The following is a 21,372-nucleotide window of genomic DNA, read 5'->3' as shown; positions in this document are numbered from 1 at the left end:
TTATGACTACGTCTGCTATTCGTAATCTTGGGCATCTGTTTAAGCGCCGCAAGAAAACTATTGATTTAAGTACTGCAACTCAGTGGCAGCTTATAGGCATGAAAATGCGTCAGCACAAGCTGGCATGGTTCAGTTTGAAGTTTTTGATCATTGTGTACGTTATTGCTGCGTTTGCCGAGTTCTTTGCACCGTTTGATCCGAGTGATAACTGGAGACGCTATACCTATGCTCCGCCACAATCTGTGAGCTTGTTTGAAAATAGCCATGATGGATGGCGCTGGGCTCCTCATTTGGAGTTTTATAAGAGTGAAACAGATAAGCGCACCTTAAAGAGGCATTATCAGTTGGATCCAGAGACTAAAGTTTACTTTTCATTCTTTGGCAAAACAGAGTCTTATGAACTGATGGGCTTTATCCCGATGAGTTACAAGTTCATCGTGCCGCACGATACCAAGCAACCTTTCTTCATTTTGGGTTCAGATCGTATGGGACGAGATATGTTGTCGCGTCTCATTTATGGTGCACGTATTTCATTGTCTGTTGGCCTTATGGGGGTATTCACAACATTTGTTTTGGGTATTTTGATCGGTGGTGTGTCGGGTTATTTTGGCGGTACAGTCGATAACATCATTCAGCGTACGATTGAGTTCATCAAATCGATTCCAACACTTCCTCTGTGGATGGCACTGTCGGCGTCTCTTCCAGCTGAGTGGAGCTCACTAACCAAATACTTCTTAATCACCATCATTTTGGGTTTAGTTTCTTGGCCGGATATGGCTCGAGTGGTGCGTAGTCGCTTTATGTCATTGCGTGGCGAGGAATATGTGGCTGCTGCATGGCTGGATGGCAATAGCCCGTTTGAAATTATCCGACGTTATATGGCGCCGAACTTCATGAGCCACATTATCGCCGTGGTGACACTCGCGATTCCTATGATGATTCTAGGTGAGACAGCATTGAGCTTCCTTGGCTTAGGTCTACAAGCTCCTATGGTGAGCTGGGGTGTACTACTTCAAGAAGCACAAAACATTCGAGCTTTGGCTGAAGCTACTTGGCTACTCATTCCTGCGGTAGCGGTAATTATTGTTATTCTAGCGATGAACTTCGTTGGCGATGGTCTGCGTGATGCCTGTGACCCATACCATGATCAGGGAGCAAAATAATGAGCGATAAAATTCTACAAGTTAAAAACCTTAATGTGAGTTTTCCGACCAGTATGGAGTACTTCCATGCGGTTAAAAATGTGTCATTCGATTTGTATCGTGGTGAAACACTGTCTGTTATCGGCGAGTCGGGCTCAGGTAAGTCGGTCACTTCGTCTGCAATTATGCAGCTCTTAGATAAACCAGGGCGAATAGATTCCGGTGAGATTCTTTACACCACCGAAACGGGTGATGTTATTGATATTGCACAAATGGATCCGCGCAGCAAGAGTATGCGTTCATTACGCTGTTTCAACTTTTCACTAGTTTCACAAGAGCCGATGGCAGCGTTGAGCCCAGTGCACACTGTCGGTGATCAAATCAAAGAAGTATTGTGTCTGGTTGACCCAAGCATCACGAAACAACAAGCGCACATGAGAGCAATTGAACTGCTTGAACAAGTGCAGATGCCGGAACCATCAAGTCTAATTAATAAATACTCATTTGAGTTATCGGGTGGTCAGAGACAGCGGGTCGTGATTGCAATGGCCATTGCGTCTCGCCCCGACGTTTTAATCGCCGATGAACCGACAACTGCCCTTGATGTCACTACACAGGCAGAGATTTTAGATCTGTTTAAGAAGCTGCAAGATGAAATAGGTATGGCGATTCTGTTCATCACTCATGATCTTGGTGTTGTTGCACAAATTTCAGACCGAGTTGTGGTGATGGAAAAGGGAGAGATGGTTGAATGTGGAAATATTCGCCAAGTCTTTGAGCGTCCTGAACATCCATATACCAAAAAGTTGATGGAAGCGACGCGATCTCTAGAAAAACCTTCAAAAGTGAAAGTGCCATATTGCTTGCAAGAGGGCAGCAATGTTCGTCCGATTCTGGATTTGAATGGTGTAACGAAAGTTTTTCATAAGCCTGCAAAAATGTTCCAGAAAAAAAGCACGATGACAGCGGTTGATAATGCTCACCTCAAACTGTATCCGGGAGAGTCGTTGGGCATTGTGGGTGAATCTGGTTCGGGTAAGAGTACTTTAGGGCGAGCCATTCTTGGTATGTCTCCGGCGACATCAGGTACGATTCAATACGTTGATGAAAAAGGTAACGTTGACATTGAGCTATCTGACTACAAACGTGTGGTACGTGACCCGCTGTTTGCGGACCTTCGATTGATATTCCAAGACCCTTGGTCGTCGTTAAATCCACGTATGACTGTATTCGATATCATCGAAGAGCCGTTAATTAAACTGCGTACTGAAATGAACAAAGCGGAACGTGAGGAGCGTGTTCGTAACATCATGAAGTGGGTTGGGTTGCCACCTCAGTTCTCAAGCCGTTATCCCCACGCATTCTCGGGTGGTCAGAGACAACGTATTGTCATTGCACGCGCTTTGGTCACTATTCCGAAAGTGGTTATTGCAGATGAAGCGACGGCAGCTCTGGATGTATCGTTACGTTCTCAGGTTCTGGATTTGCTTATCGAGTTCCAGAACGTGTATGGAACAGCATTCATCCTCATTACCCACGATATTGCAACAGTGAAGTACTTCTGTGACCGAGTGTTAGTGCTACAACATGGCAAAATCGTCGAGCAAGGGGCTGTGGAACAGGTGATATACCATCCGGAACAGGCTTATACCCAACAGTTAATTTCAGCCGTTCCCGTCGCTGAATTAGCGCCTGAAATATCCGTTTAATTCTATTATTCATAGCCTTCTCATTAGGGATATTGAGAAGGCTTCTTTCGTTGGAGATCTAGCATGAGTATTTGGCACAAAATGTCTATTGTTGGTAGGTTCTATTTTGTCACTAGCCTTTTGCTGGTGGTCATTACAGCGATAGGAGGCATTGGCTATTGGCAAAGTCAGAAGCTGACGGAGCAGTTAGATTACATTGGCAAGTTTTCTATGGATGAGCTGTCTCGCTTATCGGTCGTTGAAACTGAGTTGGTCGATTTGGAAAACGATATCGCTCATTTTAACAATGAGACTTGGAAGGAGATCAGTGAGCACGTACTGGTTCACGTCAACTTCTCAAAACAAGAAATCGCTCAAATTGACAATCAACACAATGGGTTAAGTTTACAGTGGGTGGTACCAGAAAGCTTTGAGCAAGATTTTCAACGTTTGATGAACATGATGGAGATTCACGGTGAACTGTTATCGGAACAGCAAAAACGCACACAAAACTACCGCTTACTTTCTTCACAGGTAAAACGCTTTATTTATACCTTGAGCGCTACTGAGAAAGATATGAACAGTGCCATGATGGTGGAGAACTTAAGTAGTCGTTTAGACTCCCTTATGTTCAATACAGACAAGGCATTGGATTCAACCAACCTAGAAGAGGTTGAAACTTTTTTCGTCAAGAACAAAGAAGTCAGTAACCAAATCATTGCTATGGTTTCGGAACTCGCCGAGCGTAGTAACAGTGTGTCGAAAAAAAATCAGAAGTTAATTGAATCACTACTAGCGCACGGTACTCAGGATGATGGTGCGGTTTTTAATCATTTACAGATGATAAAGTTATCTACCGAAGAGAAAAGCATTACGCAGAATCTCTCTTTTCATGTGCGAGAACAAATAAATGCTTTAGAGACCTTTAGAGATGTTTTAATTGTTAAAGCCCAAAACAAGGTCTTGGAAGTAAAAGAGCAGCAGAGTCGTTATATGTTGCAGTTGGTTGCCTTCATCGCCGCTGTGGGGGTATTGTCATTAGGGCTTGTCATCGCTACTTCTCGAAATATACAAGCTGGCTTAAGGGCACTAAGAGCGGTTCTAAATTCGATGGCAAATCGTGATCTCACCTTGCAAGCATCGTATAGCAAAAGTAGAGAAATGGCGTGGTTGGCTAAGCACGTAGAATCGGTTCGTGAGCTACAATGTGGATTATTGGGGCAACTGCAACAATCCTCTCATACCCTGAATGAGGTCGTGGAACATAACAGCGTCCATGCGCGCCAAACTGAGCTAGCGTTAAAACACCAAGTTGAGTTAACTGATGAAGTCGCTTCATTAACCGAAGAGATGGAGGGCGTTATCAAACATGTGGCTCAGCAGGCCAAAGCAACCAGCGACAGAATGGCATTAGCGGTTGATGAATCTCAAAAAGGCTATGAACATATAAAGCTCAATGACCAGTGCATTGCTTCGACTTCAATGTTACTCGATCAAGCAGTAGAAACGATTGACCATCTAGTAATAGATGCCAAGCAAATAGAATCTGCCCTTGCGATGATCGAAGAAATTGCAGATCAAACAAACTTACTCGCATTGAATGCAGCGATAGAAGCCGCCCGGGCAGGAAAACATGGCCGTGGCTTTGCCGTTGTTGCTGATGAGGTTCGCCAATTAGCGACTAACACCACGCAATCAACCAACGGTATTTTGGGCAACATTCAATCGCTGCAACAAAGTGTATCTCAATCGGTACAACTGATTCAACAATGTAAAAGTAGCATGTTAGAAGCCACACACAGTTCTCAAATCTCTTATGATGCGGTGAAGGAAGTAAAACTATGCATTGATACTGCTGCCGAGATGTCACATGCAATATCCGTTGCAACGTCGCAACAACTGACAACAAGTCATGTCATGGTGGAAAAGTTGACGGCAATTAAAATCAGCGCGCAAAACAATACCAAGAGTGTTGAGGCTCTTTCCGATAGCATCAGTGAGATCAAGCAAGTCTCTTCTAAACAGCGCGCCTTAGTCAGTGACTACGCCATCTGAGCTCAAGATAGATAATGTTAATGAAACTGTATGTAATTTCTTGACTATCAGCCATTTTTTGTTGAAAAGGCCATGAAAATCACTAAAACAGTTCACTTCGGCGATTAATTGTGAAAAAAGATAACTGAACCCTATTTTTTTTGAGCACATTATTTTAAATTAACGGGTGGACGTTTAGTTGTTTGGAAACGTGTTTTAGTTTTTTTGAAAGCTGCTCTAGGCGGCATTCTATCTGAATCGAGCTCATGCCAACTGCTCATTGGGCGATAAAGAGTATGTCGATAAAAATGAATATGAATAATAGGTAAGACAAGATGACAGCTGACAAGCAACCCGAATCTGTTTCTTCCGTATTGAAGACATTTGGTATTTTACAGGCACTTGCGACGCAAAAGGATATTGGCATCAGTGAGTTAGCTCAAAGATTAATGATGTCTAAAAGCACGGTATATCGTTTTCTGCAAACGATGAAATCTCTTGGTTACGTTGCTCAAGAAGGTGAAACCGAGAACTATTCGTTAACTCTAAAGCTGTTTGAACTCGGTTCAGCTGCACTTGAGTATGTTGATTTGGTGGAGATAGCGAACATCGAAATGCGTCGCATCTCTGACCTGACTATGGAAGCCCTCCATTTAGGGGCTTTGGACGGTGATAGCATTATCTATGTGCATAAGTTGGATTCTAAATACAACTTACGTATGCAGTCTCGTATAGGACGCCGCAATCCGCTTTACTCGACGGCAATCGGTAAAGTATTGCTATGTACTCGCCCTGAGCAGGAAGTTCGCGACATTCTTTCTGAGGTTGAGTTTGTTCAAACAACAGAGCGTACGCATAAAGATGTGGATTCTTTACTCGTTGAGCTAGCGCTGGTTAAAGAGCAAGGTTTTGCAGAAGATGTGGAAGAACAAGAAATCGGCTTGCGCTGTATTGCCGTACCTGTATACGACCGTTTCCATCAAGTGATCGCGGGCTTAAGTATTTCTCTTCCAACCATACGTTTTACCGAAGAGAAGAAAGTGGAATATGTTACTGAGTTGCATGCTGCTGCTCGACGTATTTCTAAGAAGCTAGGCTGCGCTGATTATCCGTATGCAGACTAATTAACCATCTTTAACAAATGAAAGCCGTGTATAGCCTTATCTATACACGGCTTTTTACTTTGTACTGATTAAATATTAAACAGAATCTTTCATTCAGATATTGCAACAGCAGAATGAACGGAAATTACCAAAACCTTGGACAGAATCTCACTCTGGACTGACATTTTTCTCATGATGATTTGGCATTGTACTTATATGTTTGAGTAATGTTTTAAGAGATATAACATGGAATTTTGCCAAGAAGATCGAAGAGCCCTATATGATGTATGGATGTCGCAGAAAGCGAAAATGCATCTTACCCAAATGGAAATAACCAAACGCCTTGGTGTAAGCCAAGTGGAGTTTTCAAATCTTCTACGTGGTAGCGAACCCCTATCTATGTCATTCGTGACAAAGTTCTGTAAACACCTTCACGTTGAACCGGAAAACGTATTACCGACGTTGAGACAGAAGAGTGGAAGAGGGGAGTCTGTCGTTTATTTGCAGAACCGAGTTAGTGTGGATGGCGAGATTCAGAAAGTACATGTGGAAGGTAATCAAGTCATCATTGAATATGTGCATGTAGCGAAGTCGTAATGAGAATGGGCGCGATTTAAGATTGTAGATTGATAAAAAAGCCAGTCATAGAGACTGGCAAGGAGATCTATGAGTTCCTATTTCTAGGGTGTTGTCATGTCGTTGTTTTAATAAACTTTTGATCAGGCGATGAAGTCTTTACGCATTGGCGTAAAGTTATCTAGCAAGACGCCTTTTTCTAAACAAACACAACCGTGCATTACGTTTGGTTCTTTGTAGAGCGCGTCTCCTGCTTTCACGATTTTCTTTTCATCACCTATGGTGAATTCGAATTCGCCGGAAAGGACATAAGTTAGCTGTTCGTGTGGATGGTTGTGTAGAGTACCGACCGCACCTTTTTCAAAATAGACTTCTACGCTCATGATGTTCTCGCTGTATGCAAGGATTTTGCGAGATACACCATTGCCTAGATCTTCCAATTTAACGTCTTTGTTGTATATGAACATAGCTTGCCCTTTCCTATATAACTTCTGATGGAATTGCTGCTTTCTTTTCGTCTCTAACCAAGCGATACATGGTCAGCAAGTTAACGCAAATCAAGGTCGCTTCAAGCATGGTTCCACCAATGGAACCGACGATTATATTGTTGATTAGCCAGCAGACTCCCCCCACTAAGAAGGCAATGCGCATCGCTATCCCTCTAAGCATAAATACAGCGAATGTTCCGATAACGGTTCCAACAATCGGCCACATGTCCCACCATTGGTTTGAGATACTTAACCCTAGACTTAGACCCAAAACGATAAAAACAGCGGCAACATATCTAGAGGAAGTATAAATCGATGTCCCGGTCCTTGCGGCAGATAAGGCAGCACTTAAAGCCGAAGTCATTGAACCGAGTAACAAGTAATGCAACAGATGGTTCATATTGAAAATCAACATAATGATTTTCAACTTACGGTCATCTTTTTGATAAAACGTTGATATACCCAAAGCAAAACTGACTAACCCTAAAGCCTGAGCCAAAGAAAAATCCATCAAACTCTCACACTCGAAAAGTAATAGACAACTGAGCAAATCATAAAAATTACTCAGAACCCTTTTCAAATGGACTGCGCTTGATGTTTACCTTTTGACATGCTCAGCGAGCCATTTTGCCTATCCACTCTTCCCACTGATTCTAATCAAATGCAATTTTAACAAGTATTTAGAAACGCCAAGTAAACTACTATTCATCAGTATCTGAGTGTTTTATCGTTGGTACGATATACAAAAAGCACATCAATTACAATTAATATTAAAACACCTTTTCAATAATGTGTGGGTGATTAACTTTTTTAAATCAGCGCTTAGATATAAAGCTACTTATCTTCTTGGATAACAGACTATGTTCTGAAATACAGTCTTATCTGTAACCGCTTTATAGCCATGGGGTTGATCAGCCATGAAACGAATGCTTCCTCCTTGACCAATAAGGTGCCATTGCCCCTCAAAGTAGAGATTTAGTTCACCACTTAGAACGTGGACATGCTCTATTACTCCTACATCATGGGCTTCCGACATCTGTTGATGCTGGTCAGTTAAGGTTATCTCGAACATTTCAAAGCCTGCGTCTTCCCTAAAGAGGAACAAAGTATTTACTTTCATTTTTGGATCGTCAGGAAAGGTCAGTTCACTGCCTCGTAGCTCTGGTTCATCAGCAAAGAAGGCTGAAAACGAGGTTTCTAATCCACTGGCTATTTTCCAAAGTGTTGAAATGGTTGGGCTTGATTCGCCTCTTTCGATTTGCCCAAGCATGGCTTTTGAAACTCCAGTTAGTTTTGACGCAGCATCTAAGCTCAATCCCTTGTTTGTTCTTAAAGAGCGTAAGTAATTGGCTATCTGAGTTTTGAAAATGGTGTCGTCCACAAATAAAAATCCTTGTTGTGCGTTATAGCGCACGGTGATATTCTCAGCAGTGTACGTTATAACGCACGCGTGAAAAGATTTCTAGGAAAAGGGTATGAAATGCAAAAAGGAATATTTAATTTAAGTCACGTTTCGGCAGGCTTTACCGCAGTATTAGTGGGTTACACCAGTTCGGTGGTAATAATTATTCAGGCTGCAACAGCCGCAGGCGCTACTTCTTCTCAAATAGAAAGTTGGCTACTGGCTCTTGGTCTGGCAATGGGCATCACTTCTATTATCTTTTCTTGGTATTTCAAGAAGCCAGTTTTAACGGCTTGGTCAACGCCGGGAGCGGCTATGCTTGTCGCCGCTGTCGGGCAATATGATATGTCAGTGGTGCTAGGCGCATTTGTCATCTCAGGCTTATTGATTGTATTGACCGGGCTGATATCGCCACTGAGTAAAGCACTGGCTAATATCCCTCCGCAGCTGGCGACAGCGATGTTGGGAGCTATTTTGCTTTCGTTCTGCGTGAAAACCTTTAGCCCTGTGATGACAGACCCGATTATCTTCTTCTGTATGTTTGCCGCATTCATGGCAGGAAAGAGGTTTGTGCCTCAGTACACTATGGCGATATTGCTGGTTGTTGGCATTGTTTATTCAGTGATTAGTGGTGCATTCGACAGTCAAAGTATTGATCTGACGTTTGCAAAACCGGTGTGGATCACGCCGAGTTTTAGTATCGCTGCGATGATCAACCTGAGTTTTCCGCTTTATATCATTACTATGCTTTCTCAGAACTTACCTGGTATTGCCATGATGAGATCGCACGCTTATGAAGTCCCTGTTAAACCATTGCTTCTTGGAAGTGGTATAGCCAATATTCTGTTTGCCCCTTTTGGTGGCTTTAGCGTGAATTTGGCGGCTATATCTGCAGCTATTTGTATGAACAAAGATGTTGATGAAGATCCTGCTCAAAGATACCGAGCTGTGATTTGGGCTGGCATCTTCTATGTGATAGCAGGTATTTGGGCGACCACGGTGGTGGCCACTTTTCTAGCTTTGCCTAAAGAAGTGACGCAGATTCTTGCAGGTCTCGCCTTGCTAGGCACCTTACTGATGTGTTTTCAGACGGCTTTTAAAGACGAAAATATTCGCGAATCCGCGCTGTACACATTTCTGATTACCATGTCTGGAGTAACATTTCTTGGGATTGGTTCCGTGGTGTGGGGTTTAGTTGTTGGGTTGTTACATCTACACTTTATAGCCCCAAAAGCTTAGAACGCTATTTACAAAAGTTGTTGTTTACAAGATTCGCTGCGGTTTAGTTTTTACAAATATATCTGCTTAGTGTTCTAGTGCGTTATTACTGTAATAGGAGTCTGAATTTTTCCAGACTCCTATATTCTTAATATTGCTATTAATTGAATTTATACGAGAAATTCCTAGACGCTACATCAACAAGTTAGCTAGCATCATGAAATGTTTGTAATGTGTATGGTTGCATATTAAATGTATCCATTAGTATCTATTGATCCTGCAAATGGTTGGAGCGCAGCGGTGAGTTTAAAGTTAAATCCTAAATCGATACTTTTGACGTTTTTATTTATTATATTACTTATTGTTGTTGCCAATATGGCGGGCATTTGGGCTCGGTTTTATCTACAGTTCCCTCATATTAAGAGCTTCATTCGTCTTGTTGACGTCGATACAGAAATGAATATTCCAACACTCTATTCTTCATTTGCAATGTTTGTTGCAAGCGCCTTACTTGCTTTGGTTGGTTATATGCATAGAGTGAGGAGAGAATCTGGTTTTCCTTGGTTTGGGTTGGCATTTATCTTTATTTTCTTATCAATCGATGAGTCTTCAGAATTCCATGAAATGCTGGTTGGCCCAGTAAGAGAGACTTTACATACTTCAGGTGTTTTCTATTTCGCATGGGTTATTCCATATGGCATTGTGGCAATTGTGTTGGGTACAGCTTACTTTCGATTCCTGCTGAATTTGCCAAAAAATATGTTGGGACTGTATCTGCTATCTGGCGTAGTGTTCTTATCAGGAGCGATAGGGCTTGAACTGGTGGGCGGTGTGATCGCGCAGAAATCGGGAACAGAGTCGTTTATTTATGCCATCAGCTACACCTGTGAAGAAACGCTGGAAATGTTGGGTATTGCTCTTCTCATCTACACAACTAGCCGCTATATCGTTCAGGTATTTCCTGGTACCAAACTCGAATTTGTAGAGTCAAAATAATCTAGTATTTATTCGCATCAAGGCCTTTGGTTATGAAAGAAATCAGAGGCCTTTTTAAACTCTGATTCCAATCTTTATTTTTAAAACTATTTACTTCATTTATAGGGCTGCAGTTAGCGTTAACTATTCTATTATTAAAAGGTCTTTAGTCATGAGTAGGTACCTAACTATGAACAAACTAAGTGTCGGATTACTAGTGTGTGCGAGCGTATTGTCTGTTAACAGTTTTGCGAGTGAAGAGACAGATACTCGACCAATGAGAATGATGCCTTCATTTGAGAGCGTGGACACCGATGGTGACGGCGTGATCAGTATGTCTGAATTGGATACATACCGTTCAAGTATGCCCATGCAAATGAATCAGGGAAGTGATTCAACTACGAATGCAAAACAATTGAATAAGAGAGATTCAGTGAGCGCATTTGCCTCATTCGATAAGAACAAAGATGGTGTGATTACCCAAGAAGAATTTGCAGCCCATAGTCGTTATTCAAACCCTGGTAACGGTACAGGTGAAATGAAGATGTATAAAGAAGAAAAGACTAACCGCAACAAATCTAAAAATGATAATGGTGGTGGCAACAGCAACAGCAACAACAGCAACGGAAAAGGCAATAAAAATAATTAACTAGATAAGACATAATCCCCTGAACTTGATGGCTCGGGGGATTAAATACTGGGTAAGGAATTATGCTAGAGCTTTTTCAATCGCCTTAGCTAGAATTTCGTGGTCTGGAGTCATATCTGGAGCAAAATGCCCAATAACTTCGCCATCCTTACTTACTAGGAATTTTTCAAAGTTCCACATAATATCGCCTTCTTTCGCTTCGATACCATGACCTTTGAGCTTTTCTGCAAAACCGCTTTCTGGCGCAGTAGTGCGCTCTGGTAGAGCAGAAAACAGATGTTGGTATAGAGGGTGACGACCTTCGCCGTTAACTTCGATTTTGCTAAATAGAGGAAAAGTTACGCCAAAACGCATGCTGCAAAATGACTGAATATCTGCTTCTTGGCCTGGTTCTTGTGCGCCAAACTGATTACATGGAAAACCAAGAATCTCCAATCCATTGTCTTTTTCAGCTTGGTAAAGCTTTTCTAAACCTTCATATTGAGGTGTGAGACCACATTCAGAAGCAGTGTTAACGATCAGCAGTGTTTTACCTTTAAAGTCAGCCAGCTTTTGCTGTTTACCTTCGATTGTCACTAAATCAATACCATAAATTGAGCTCATTATTCCGTCCTTGTATTCCGGTTGAAGTACTTTTAGTTTCTTATTTTCTCAATGAAGTTTTAGCGGCAATAGCCGAGACTTCAAGTCTGATTAACGTTCACAACATTAAGGTATCGCACAATTATATTGTGAGCAATGATAAATTGGTTGACGAGTTAAAGACGAATCGATTTCTATAGTATTCAAGTATGCTGTTAGAGAGACGTGACAATAGAGATAGTAGAGAGCGTTCTTACCGTTAAACTAAGAGGCATTTAAATTATTATCTGTGTTAGTTGCACGAAGTAAATCTTAATTATCTATTTCAAAGCATCATCAAGTGTTTGCATTGTATCTCTTTTTTTGTTGTACCAAACTTTGTCTACTTTATCCCAAGGTATTGGTTCTATAGTTAAACCTTCCTGTTTAGCCGCGTGATAAGCACTTGAAGTTTCTTTCGTCCAATTTGGGCTTCTTAACTCGGAGCGAGCAGGGGCAAACACTCCAACATACGTATAAATATTACACCCCTCCAGCCAAAGTTTTGCTCGTCCATCGGGCAATAATCCGAACTTAAAAGTAGTCTGATAGCAGTTTTGTCCTTCGAATCGCCAACTTGGATGTGGATAAGGCTTTTTCATAGCGGCTTTTATTTGTGGTGTAACTTTGACCACGGTTGCGTAATGTCTATTAGTGAAACTTGAGTTCCAATAGAGATAGAGTTCATCTGGCAGAGTTTTGTAACCTAAGCCAATTTGGTTAGGGGTAAAGTCTGAATGTCCAAGTGCAATTCCATATCCGTCATAGTCTTGCCGTTGCAAATCTTCCCTAATGTAATTGATGTTTCGTCTGCTATCACTGAGCATCTGACCATATGGAAGCATTAAACTGGTCCAGTCTTTTTTCTCATTTATACCGTAAGCTTGTGTTACACCGGAAACATAGACCCATGGAATAACGACACCAATTCTCCATGGATGGAATCGTGCGTCTTGAGGGAAGCCGTCAGTGGTTGAACATGCTGAAACATTTGAAGCAATCAATATTAGAGTTATACATTTTAAGCTAATGTTCACAATCATATTCCCCACGCATATAACGATTACCAACTAAGTTGGGTTTGAATGGTTTGATAACGCCGCCACTAATGCTTTCATCAGCTGAATGATGTACAAGATTTAGCGAATGAAATGTTTTTGTTAGGTCAGTCTGAGATAATTCATTGCGCAATTCCTCAATTTGTCCTTTTTTTGCTAACTCCAAGATCTTTTCGCAGTAAGTATTAAAAGTGAAGCTCTGACTTGATTCGTGTTTAGCCGACATTTTTTCTGAAATAGGATAGTAGAGATGTCTTTCAAGTAAGCTTTCAGTGCAGTTCCAAACATCAGTAGTTTCATCTCTGTCATTCATAGGTACTCCTGCGTGTTCAGCAAGCCCAAACATCACTCTTAAGTACAATCGAGATAAATCGCCTTCTGTACAGTTACGATACAATAACCTCGCTTCTGCATACTTATTGTCTTTGGCTGCAAAACGAATTTTATGTTTAGGTATAAGATAGCTGTCTTTACTCCAGCCATGTGACTGGTCGAATTCTTTTGATTTTTCTAGCCGGGATAGCATTGAATTAACTATGCGTGTTTCCTCAAAGCGGGGAATATTGTCTTTTGAGATAGACTTAATTAATTGGTTTTCGAGTAACGGAAGTAAGTAGCTTTTATCACTAAACGCTTGTCTAGAATGATAACCTCCTCCTATATCTGAATGCGCGCCCGGCACCACTATTTCATCAAAGTGTGGTGCTTTATTTAATAAGTTCACACTGAAGTTGTGGCGGTATTCAGTATGGCTACTTGCTACGAGATGAACGGCTTTCGCTACGCGGTCTGGGTTTAACCAGAGTTTGATAGGACCGTTATCATTATCATGAGCTGAAAAGTCCAGCTCCCAAAAGTTTGCCACTGCCGCAACGGTATCGAACAATCCCGCAAAGGCAATGCAGCAATGTTCGTTGCTATTCCAGTCGAAATTATGAGTCATGTCGAGCTTGTATGATTTACATGTTGCGGAAAACGATTTCTGGAATAAGCCCTCTGTAGTATCAAGAACGTCGTTTATAAAGTGTCTTGCCGCCGCCGCGCCTCGACTGAATCCGAAAACATCGAACTCAACTTTATGAAACCCATCTAGCGCGAACTTTCTTTCTACATTGAGAATGATTTGTTCCATTTGACTACAGATTTGTTCTATACCAGTTTTTACTTTCTCCGAGACTCCGTATTTACCTATACCCATGCCTTGACCGCATTCTTGATCTTCATCAGCGGGAGCTATCTCTGTACTGTTTCCTGTACCAATTCCTGTTATGTATTGAGCATGATAGTAAGCATCTTTGTTATCGCTGAATTCATTATTTCTGTATAAATCAAACAACTTTTGAATATTGGTGAGTTCGTTTTTTGCGCTAGCACATTCAAGATTTTCTATTTCTGCTGGGTATTCAAAACATTTATCTATTAGCTCTACGGCCGATAGGTGTTCCTTAAATATCCCCTTGTCACGTAGGATGGCGTTTGAAGCCTCATACGATGTTTTCCAAAGATTCACATGTTTATCGAGTTGCTTTTTGCCCCATTTGGCACTGTAGGTGTTGTTTGCTGTACCATCAAAAAATACTCCCAGACGTAAAGTGATATATCGACACCCTTGAATGGTTATATAGTGACTCTTGCCTGTGACGAGGTTTGGCGTTTCACATGCATTAGCGAGGTGACGTTTAGGGATCTCTTGATTTGGTTTTAGTTGAATGAAATCTCCCAAAGCTAATGTTTGACTCTTCCAAGCGCTTTGGTTGTAACCATGTGGATGTAAACTAAGCCAATCCTTGAGACCTTTGGCTTTACCTTCTGCAGGTAAGCGACTTTGAGTTGCTTCTAGCCACAAATCGTTTTCTAGTGTTATTGACACACGGCCTGAAGCTAATGAGTCTAAAAAGATTGGGTGTTCTCCAACAGTGATTGGATAAGTAGCACCACAAGCACCTGTGAGGATGCCTTTTATGTTTGGGAAGGGCCTATTGTGTTCATCACGAATCACAATTTCTATCCAGTCTTTATATTGTTCACAGCTGAGGCAACAACTGTTAACGCCAAGTGTACTCATGCTTTAACCTCACTAAATTTTACTAATGTGGTAGCGTCACTGCTGGATAAGTGGAATTTTTTGGTTATGTCTGCGATAGAAGAGTTGCTTGTTACTAGCAGTTGTGAAAGAGCATAAAGTTCAGCCTCATCAATAGACCATTGCTGATTTGAAGCATAGATAAGTGCGTCTTTGATGATGATATTGGAAGTAACGTTAGCCTCCATGACTTCGGGTACGACATTCCAAAAACGTCTATCTAAAATCTGGCAATGAATATCTAGGTCATAGGAATTCACTAAATGCTCAGGTTGAATAACCCACCAAGGTTCTTCATGTTGTTTATGGCAATCATGTAGCGGATTGTTCAACGTGATGGTGGTTTCGAGATGGCAATAACGTAACGTTTTAATGTTTCCCATAAAAAGGTATTTTTCTGACTCTTGCATCAGATTTAACATTGGCGCGATGACGATAGGGTCATAAAACCTAAAAAGAACCTCTTCACCGTCTAATCCCGCAAGCAGCAGGCTGCGCAGATGGTCCAACACTTCATTTGTCGGGTAGTCTGATTCCAGCAGCAATCCTTGTTGAAGGAGTTCTTCATTTAGAACTGTTAACGATTCAGAGGGTAGCAGCCAAGGTGACATCGGCATCAAGTCTTTAAATTGACCGATACAGAAAAGGGGAATGGCTTCATCTGCTGGCATGTTTTCATTGAGTGCCTTTTTAAATAGATCAGCGGTAACCAACCAGTAGATGTGATTTGAATGATCTAAAACCCACTCTTTCATCATCTATTCTCTTTTACTAGTGGGCATGTTTTAACTGCCGGTACGTGATTTTTTTCAGCGTTCAAAAGTTGCTGATATGAGACTTGACTGGAGCTTTTTACTGGAGGTTGTCGTTTTTCAACACCATTTGGGAGTGTGGGAGATTGACCGTTATATCCGCTTCCGTTACCTGCTCGACCGCCGGAATTCAGGTTGATTGCTGGGCCTACGATACTGACACCAGAAGCGTCTATTTTGACGAAACTACCAGCGGCTTTAAATGTGATTTCTGCTCCTGCTTCAATGACTATTTTGGTGCCACTTTGTAAGTGAATTTCACTTCCTGCGATAGTGGTATACAGGCTACCCACTTTATGGTGATGGTTACCGCTTATTATTTGGGTGAAGTCTTTCACGACTTTTAAGCGGCTTTCTCCGTTTACAGTGATGTGCTGATTGTTTTTGATATAGCTAAATTGGTCGTTATCAACCGTTAAGTGCTTGTCCTGTTTTATGTGGGTTGAATGATCATTGAGAACATCGGCTTCATAATCTTTTTGAGCATGCAGATAGATTTTTTCCTCGTTGGCTTGGTCTTCAAAACTGAGCTCGTTAAATCCTGTCCCTTTATGGGTTTCAGTGCGGATAACGGTTTTGGTTTTGTTCTCCGGCAGCAAGTAGGGTGGAGTGTTTGTTGCGTGATAGGTACGCCCTGTCACGATAGGTTGGTCAGGGTCGCCATTTAAGAATGAGACAATCACTTCATGGCCTATGCGTGGAACCGCTATAACACTGTATTGGCTTCCAGCCCAGCTTTGCGATACTCGAACCCAACAAGAACTGTGTTCGTCTCCTTTGGAATATCTGTCCCATGGGAAGTGAAGCTTTACACGTCCGTGTTCATCACAGAAAATCTCTTCGCCTTCAGGCCCGACGACGGTGGCAATACAGGGGCCGTCCACTTGAGGTTTTACCATTGGCGTAGCTTGCCAGTGTATGTGTGCAGGAATCAGTTTGAGTTGGTTTGAGTAGGTGGTCGCGCCATGCCCACCGGCTTCTTCTAGTGCTTGCGGCTGGGTTGCGGAATGTTGAGCATAAACCACCAGCCAATCTCGATTATTGGTGTCGTCCAGATGTTCTTCTAAATCAAATTTATATCCCGCTTGAAGTGCTGGCTCGTTGCTTTTCGCAATTGCTGTCTTCGCTTCTCTGCGCAAAAAGCCTAATCGAGCTTGGCTGTAAGCTTTACCGTTTTCGTTGTCTTTGAATCGTCCTGGAAAATCAAAGTGTTCGTATGTTTCTAATTGGTAATCCAATTCAGTGCCAGCGCTAGTTTGGCGGAAAAGATAATCGGGCTTTTTGAAGCTATAGTCAGAAAGCTGAATCTCAGAAACATCGGATTGAGTGCTCTTGATGAGAGAAAAAACGAAGGTAGAATCCGCCGTTCCGCCAGAGGCAGCATTGTAAGGAATTGGCGTATTGAGCTTTGGTTGAGTATTGCTGTCATCGTTAAAACATAACGTGTGTTTACCATTCTTATGGGCGAAGTGGTAAACGATGCCTTCTTCTGCTGCGAGTCTTTGCACGAAAGCCAAGTCACTTTCACGGTATTGAACACAAAACTCACGCTTCTTTTTGGGCTGTTTCAAGGTAAAGACAACATCACTGATGCCCATTTCATTCAATAACAGGGTGATGATTTCAGGAACGGTTTTTAACTGAAAAATCCTACAATTTTGGCGCAGCGACAAACGCTCTAATGAGGGAACTAAAGTGACGGAATAGTAAGAGTGCGAGTGCCCAGTGTCACCTTGGCTGAAACTTCGAACGATGCCGTTGACCTGCTGAACCACCTCTCCGTTTCTGTACACCTTCAAATGCGCATTTCGGTCGACAATATTGTTAGCCGTGAGGTTTGCCCGACGGCTTGCTAAATCAATGTAGTAGCGAAATCCATAACAAGTATCACCGTTGTCTAAAAGGGTGTCGGATAGAGATTCATAGCCTTTGTATTCGCGTACAACAAACGTGTCTTCAGGTAGTTCATCAACCGTTAACGTGAAATTAAGCTTTGTCATGTATCCCTCTGAACAACGTTTATCGCATATGAGTAGAGGGAGTAGGCAAGTGAAGTGCCAATTATAAAGTGGATATATTTCAGTGGTTTAATGATTTTTTATCAAGTGTTGGGCAAGTTTTTACTAGTCAGCGAGCAATAAGTGACACTTGGTGCAAGTTTTTACTTGGATGTATTCACTATTCGCAAAAGGTGAACTCAGTGTGTAGCCGAGGAGTATTAGGCAATAGTTAGGCATAACGCTGGAGCAAATAAAGTTTGTGACTTCAAACAGCAAAACAACCGAGAAGTGAAGCAGGCAAATAGGTTTCGACCTAGCTTTAAAGTAAGTGAGACTTGTAGGTGAGCAATGCCTTGTTAGTTCTTTAATTATTTCAGATTAGCTCAACCTGTCTAACTGCAATGCCCTGAGTTAGTCACAGTTTAACGGTTGATTGAACGATATAGTAACTAACATAGATTCAATAGACAGCACCGCTGCCCGTTCTTTAACTACGCCTTTTAATAACAAAACTAACTAATAAATCTATATAAATCGTACGCTCAGGAGGCCTCTATGTCCCATAACTATGACAGACATATCAGTAATTTGACTAAAGATACATATGCTTTGATATTGGCAGGAGGCCGTGGTAGCCGTCTTTTTGAACTCACTGATTCTCGAGCCAAGCCAGCTGTTTATTTTGGTGGCAAGTTTCGTATTATCGATTTCCCATTATCAAATTGTTTCAACTCAGGTATTCACCGAGTAGGTATCGCAACTCAGTATAAATCACACTCGTTGATCCGCCATATTAGCCGTGGTTGGGGAAGTTTTAGGGCTCAACAATTTGTTGAAATTTTGCCAGCTTCACAACGAACCGGTGATGATTGGTATGCTGGTACAGCAGATGCGGTATATCAAAATATTGATATCATTCGTTCTCATAATCCTAAATACATTCTAATTTTGTCTGGTGACCATGTGTACCGCATGGATTATGGTACTTTGCTCGCTGAGCATGTGGCGAATAATGCCGATATGACAGTCTGTTGTCTTGAAGTCGATACCGAAGAAGCAGCGGGCAGTTTCGGTGTTTTGACTGTAGATTCTAAAAGTAAAATTGTTGCCTTTGATGAGAAACCAGCCCAGCCAAATGAAATACCTAATAAACCGGGTAAGTGTTTGGCCTCAATGGGAAATTATCTTTTCAATGTCGATTTTCTTTTCAACCAGTTACTCAAAGATGTGGATACCGAAGGCTCGACCCATGATTTTGGACACGACATCATTCCTTCAATTATTAATGAGAGCAATGTTTTCGCGTATTCTTTCAAAGACCCTGACAGTGACAATCAACCTTATTGGCGTGATGTGGGCACATTAGACTCATTTTGGGAAGCCAATATGGAGCTTGTTACTCCTAAGCCACAACTTGATCTTTATGATAAAGCTTGGCCAATATGGACATATCAAGAGCAGCTTCCACCTGCTAAATTCATTTTTGACAACGATGAACGACGCGGAATGGCCGTAGATTCAACGGTATCAGGAGGGTGCATTATTTCAGGCTCTACCATTCGAAAATCATTGTTATATTCGAGTGTTCATGCCCACTCATACAGCCTTATCGAAGAGTCAGTATTGTTGCATGGTAGCCATGTGGGTGAGCGCGCTAAGTTGAAACGAGTTATTCTTGACAGCTATTGTAGTGTCCCTGCCGGCTTATGTATTGGTTATGATAGAGAGCAAGATATAGCGAATGGTTTCCGCGTGACTGAAAAAGGAGTGACCTTGGTCACTAAAGCTATGCTGGATAAACTCGCAAAATAAACGTACTGAATTATCGCTATAGGGAAACTCTGGTCAGAGACATCGCTTGCCGAGAGACAAGGCAAGCGAGATTGATTGGTCTGACACCCGAATTAAGGTCTTGTCTTCACTTTCTGAAGATAAGACCATTTTGCAACTTGTCGTAATCCTGTGTATCGCTAAATATACTTAACGACTTTCGATGCCACTTTTTCCACTTTGTTAATTGCACCCGCCAGTTTGTCGATGGCATTCGATATCTTAGCTATATCGTTCTTAGCTTCCGTTGCCTCTTTAGTGATCTCCTTCAGTGCATCCAGAGCTTCTTGTTGTTCTTGAGACGATGCTGTTGATTTGCCTTTTATAAGTAGCTCTAGTTTGTTTATTGCTTCGATTACAGTAAGTTCTGCGATACGTCGTTTTTCGTCACTTAAAATCGGAATATTTCTGTTTGTGATCTTTATCGTTTTAACTAAATGTTCTTCTAATTGGGTTTCAATATCCATACATCATTCCTTCTGACGTCCTTAGCCTTCATTGCTACAAGTGTATGTTTCATCTTCTAACTTAAGTATGCCTTTGCATGAAGCGAGCAGTTCATGAAAAGAGTCAAGTTGCTTGTAATAGTCGTTAAGTTCGCTGACAGTATTCGATATTTCTGAGCTGGCAAATATATCTTTTGAAACTTCGGATTTTAGAGTGTTATGTGAGACTCTTATTTTCTCTACGGCTTTGACTAAAGCATTGCTCTTCATTTCACGGGCACTGTAATCTTTCCATGTTTCATAAATATCGTTGATCATCTGTTTGCGCTGTTGTTTATCTAGTTTGCTCGCTCGCACTAAGTCATTATAGTTTGTGAATAATTCCCTTAAAGAGGTCTGCTCATAGGCTTTTTTTAACTTCCCAAAATGGTCATTGTTAAGTTCCTGTTCCATTGACTTCGTTACTCTGATAATCCATGGATCAGCTTCTTTTATAATAGTTTTGAGCGCCTTACGTCGTTTTGCTTCAGCTACTGAGCGTCCTATGGCAGCTATCGAGCCAGAGACAATATCTAAGGTTTTATGGAAATCTTCATTATATGTCGTGTCGCCCGATAGAGCCTCGTATTGCGTGTATAACCCCACGAGTGAACTATCGAGTTTGATCGTTGCAGATGTAATTTCTTGAGCGGAGCCTGCGTCATTAAGCTTTTGGAGACTCTGAGCATAAGATTGCAATGCTTTGTTGGCCTTATAAAGGTAGAGTGACTTTATCTCATTCTCTGGAATGACGGGTGTAATATCTTCAAATGTCGGTAATCCTATACGAGTACAGAGATTGCTATTACCGTCAACGTTGTCTGTTATTTGCGAAACAACGATGAAGCATCCACCATTGGAAGAATCCTTGTTAGCCCCGTAGTGGCTTTGCTCTGCTATTCTTGACAACTTATAGTCGATACTCAATTGGTTAGTCTCGTTTATGGTAGCGTCAATCTGGCTTGTAAGTTGTTCCACAGCAGCACCATAACTACTGATTTGGGTTGATGTTGAAGAGCAAGCGGAAAGTACTGTTATTGCCCCAAGGGCGATAACATATTGTGATAATTTGATTTTTGTCATCCTAGCGTCCCTGTTTAGTGAAACAGCTAAAAGCGTAGTAGACGTTTAGTATTGAAAGTAGTGTGAAGCTCTCAAAATAATGTTCACAGTTCGGTGTGCTCTAAGGAAGAAGGTGTACTACTGTC

At 41.7% G+C, this 21,372-nt stretch carries 19 protein-coding genes; 9 read left to right on the top strand and 10 right to left on the bottom strand.

Annotated elements, in window-relative coordinates; all coding sequences use genetic code 11:
* Positions 1 to 2 precede the first annotated feature (2 nt).
* The 5 genes from L3V23_RS05550 to L3V23_RS05530 all read left to right on the top strand — a co-directional run bounded on the left by L3V23_RS05550 (position 3) and on the right by L3V23_RS05530 (position 6,564).
* Positions 3 to 1,163: an ABC transporter permease gene (locus L3V23_RS05550; RefSeq protein WP_042480889.1), complete on the top strand. Its 1,161-nt coding sequence runs from the start codon at positions 3 to 5 to the stop codon at positions 1,161 to 1,163.
* Positions 1,163 to 2,851, top strand: a complete 1,689-nt coding sequence (locus L3V23_RS05545; RefSeq protein ID WP_237292011.1) for an ABC transporter ATP-binding protein — start codon at positions 1,163 to 1,165, stop codon at positions 2,849 to 2,851. Before L3V23_RS05550 ends, L3V23_RS05545 begins: the two co-directional genes overlap by 1 nt.
* Positions 2,852 to 2,914: 63 nt before the next feature.
* Complete coding sequence (locus L3V23_RS05540) at positions 2,915 to 4,885, top strand: methyl-accepting chemotaxis protein (protein WP_102965856.1); 1,971 nt, start codon at positions 2,915 to 2,917, stop codon at positions 4,883 to 4,885.
* A gap of 314 nt (positions 4,886 to 5,199) precedes the next feature.
* Positions 5,200 to 5,988, top strand: a complete 789-nt coding sequence (gene kdgR / locus L3V23_RS05535) for a DNA-binding transcriptional regulator KdgR (RefSeq protein ID WP_042480882.1) — start codon at positions 5,200 to 5,202, stop codon at positions 5,986 to 5,988.
* Between the two features lie 225 nt (positions 5,989 to 6,213).
* Positions 6,214 to 6,564 (top strand): helix-turn-helix transcriptional regulator, encoded by a 351-nt coding sequence (locus L3V23_RS05530; protein WP_102964677.1) that lies wholly within the window; start codon positions 6,214 to 6,216, stop codon positions 6,562 to 6,564.
* 122 nt (positions 6,565 to 6,686) lie between these two features.
* On the opposite strand, the gene L3V23_RS05525 is transcribed toward L3V23_RS05530, so the two are convergent.
* The 3 genes from L3V23_RS05525 to L3V23_RS05515 all read right to left on the bottom strand — a co-directional run bounded on the left by L3V23_RS05525 (position 6,687) and on the right by L3V23_RS05515 (position 8,412).
* Complete coding sequence (locus L3V23_RS05525) at positions 6,687 to 7,010, bottom strand: cupin domain-containing protein (protein ID WP_102968626.1); 324 nt, start codon at positions 7,008 to 7,010, stop codon at positions 6,687 to 6,689.
* A gap of 13 nt (positions 7,011 to 7,023) precedes the next feature.
* On the bottom strand, positions 7,024 to 7,542 hold the full coding sequence (locus tag L3V23_RS05520; RefSeq protein ID WP_237292010.1) for a YgjV family protein: 519 nt from the start codon (positions 7,540 to 7,542) through the stop codon (positions 7,024 to 7,026).
* A gap of 327 nt (positions 7,543 to 7,869) precedes the next feature.
* Positions 7,870 to 8,412 carry an XRE family transcriptional regulator gene (locus L3V23_RS05515; protein WP_237292009.1) on the bottom strand — a complete coding sequence of 181 codons (543 nt, stop codon included), beginning with the start codon at positions 8,410 to 8,412 and terminating at the stop codon, positions 7,870 to 7,872.
* A gap of 99 nt (positions 8,413 to 8,511) precedes the next feature.
* On the opposite strand from L3V23_RS05515, the gene L3V23_RS05510 reads away from it, so the two are divergent.
* The 3 genes from L3V23_RS05510 (at position 8,512) to L3V23_RS05500 (ending at position 11,275) form a co-directional block, all read left to right on the top strand.
* Positions 8,512 to 9,672: a benzoate/H(+) symporter BenE family transporter gene (locus tag L3V23_RS05510; RefSeq protein ID WP_237292008.1), complete on the top strand. Its 1,161-nt coding sequence runs from the start codon at positions 8,512 to 8,514 to the stop codon at positions 9,670 to 9,672.
* 231 nt (positions 9,673 to 9,903) lie between these two features.
* Complete coding sequence (locus tag L3V23_RS05505) at positions 9,904 to 10,647, top strand: hypothetical protein (RefSeq protein ID WP_237292007.1); 744 nt, start codon at positions 9,904 to 9,906, stop codon at positions 10,645 to 10,647.
* Positions 10,648 to 10,816: 169 nt separating this feature from the next.
* Complete coding sequence (locus L3V23_RS05500) at positions 10,817 to 11,275, top strand: EF-hand domain-containing protein (protein WP_237292006.1); 459 nt, start codon at positions 10,817 to 10,819, stop codon at positions 11,273 to 11,275.
* A gap of 60 nt (positions 11,276 to 11,335) precedes the next feature.
* Here the strand turns inward: L3V23_RS05500 and L3V23_RS05495 are convergent, their stop codons facing one another.
* The 5 genes from L3V23_RS05495 to tssI all read right to left on the bottom strand — a co-directional run bounded on the left by L3V23_RS05495 (position 11,336) and on the right by tssI (position 17,849).
* On the bottom strand, positions 11,336 to 11,878 hold the full coding sequence (locus tag L3V23_RS05495) for a glutathione peroxidase (protein ID WP_237292005.1): 543 nt from the start codon (positions 11,876 to 11,878) through the stop codon (positions 11,336 to 11,338).
* 299 nt (positions 11,879 to 12,177) lie between these two features.
* Entirely contained in the window at positions 12,178 to 12,933 is a 756-nt protein-coding gene (locus L3V23_RS05490; RefSeq protein ID WP_237292004.1) for a DUF2931 family protein, read from the bottom strand.
* Positions 12,923 to 15,019 (bottom strand): DUF2235 domain-containing protein, encoded by a 2,097-nt coding sequence (locus tag L3V23_RS05485; protein WP_237292003.1) that lies wholly within the window; start codon positions 15,017 to 15,019, stop codon positions 12,923 to 12,925. The genes L3V23_RS05490 and L3V23_RS05485 overlap by 11 nt, the downstream gene beginning before the upstream one ends.
* A complete protein-coding gene (locus L3V23_RS05480; protein ID WP_102969830.1) occupies positions 15,016 to 15,795 on the bottom strand; it encodes a DUF4123 domain-containing protein in 780 nt (259 codons plus the stop codon). Before L3V23_RS05480 ends, L3V23_RS05485 begins: the two co-directional genes overlap by 4 nt.
* A complete protein-coding gene (tssI, locus tag L3V23_RS05475) occupies positions 15,792 to 17,849 on the bottom strand; it encodes a type VI secretion system tip protein TssI/VgrG (protein WP_237292002.1) in 2,058 nt (685 codons plus the stop codon). The genes L3V23_RS05480 and tssI overlap by 4 nt, the downstream gene beginning before the upstream one ends.
* 555 nt (positions 17,850 to 18,404) lie before the next feature.
* Here tssI and glgC point away from each other — a divergent pair.
* Positions 18,405 to 19,661 (top strand): glucose-1-phosphate adenylyltransferase, encoded by a 1,257-nt coding sequence (gene glgC / locus L3V23_RS05470; protein ID WP_102964766.1) that lies wholly within the window; start codon positions 18,405 to 18,407, stop codon positions 19,659 to 19,661.
* Between the two features lie 158 nt (positions 19,662 to 19,819).
* Here glgC and L3V23_RS05465 read toward each other — a convergent pair whose 3' ends face one another.
* Positions 19,820 to 20,146: a hypothetical protein gene (locus tag L3V23_RS05465; protein ID WP_237292001.1), complete on the bottom strand. Its 327-nt coding sequence runs from the start codon at positions 20,144 to 20,146 to the stop codon at positions 19,820 to 19,822.
* A 21-nt stretch (positions 20,147 to 20,167) separates the two neighbouring features.
* Positions 20,168 to 21,247 (bottom strand): hypothetical protein, encoded by a 1,080-nt coding sequence (locus L3V23_RS05460; RefSeq protein WP_102953524.1) that lies wholly within the window; start codon positions 21,245 to 21,247, stop codon positions 20,168 to 20,170.
* Between the last annotated feature and the right edge of the window lie 125 nt (positions 21,248 to 21,372).

The organism is Vibrio sp. A1-b2 (assembly GCF_021726015.1).
GTDB lineage: Bacteria > Pseudomonadota > Gammaproteobacteria > Enterobacterales > Vibrionaceae > Vibrio > Vibrio diazotrophicus.
Note: the sequence above shows the minus strand (reverse complement) of the source record. Positions and strands in the feature narration are given on the sequence as shown.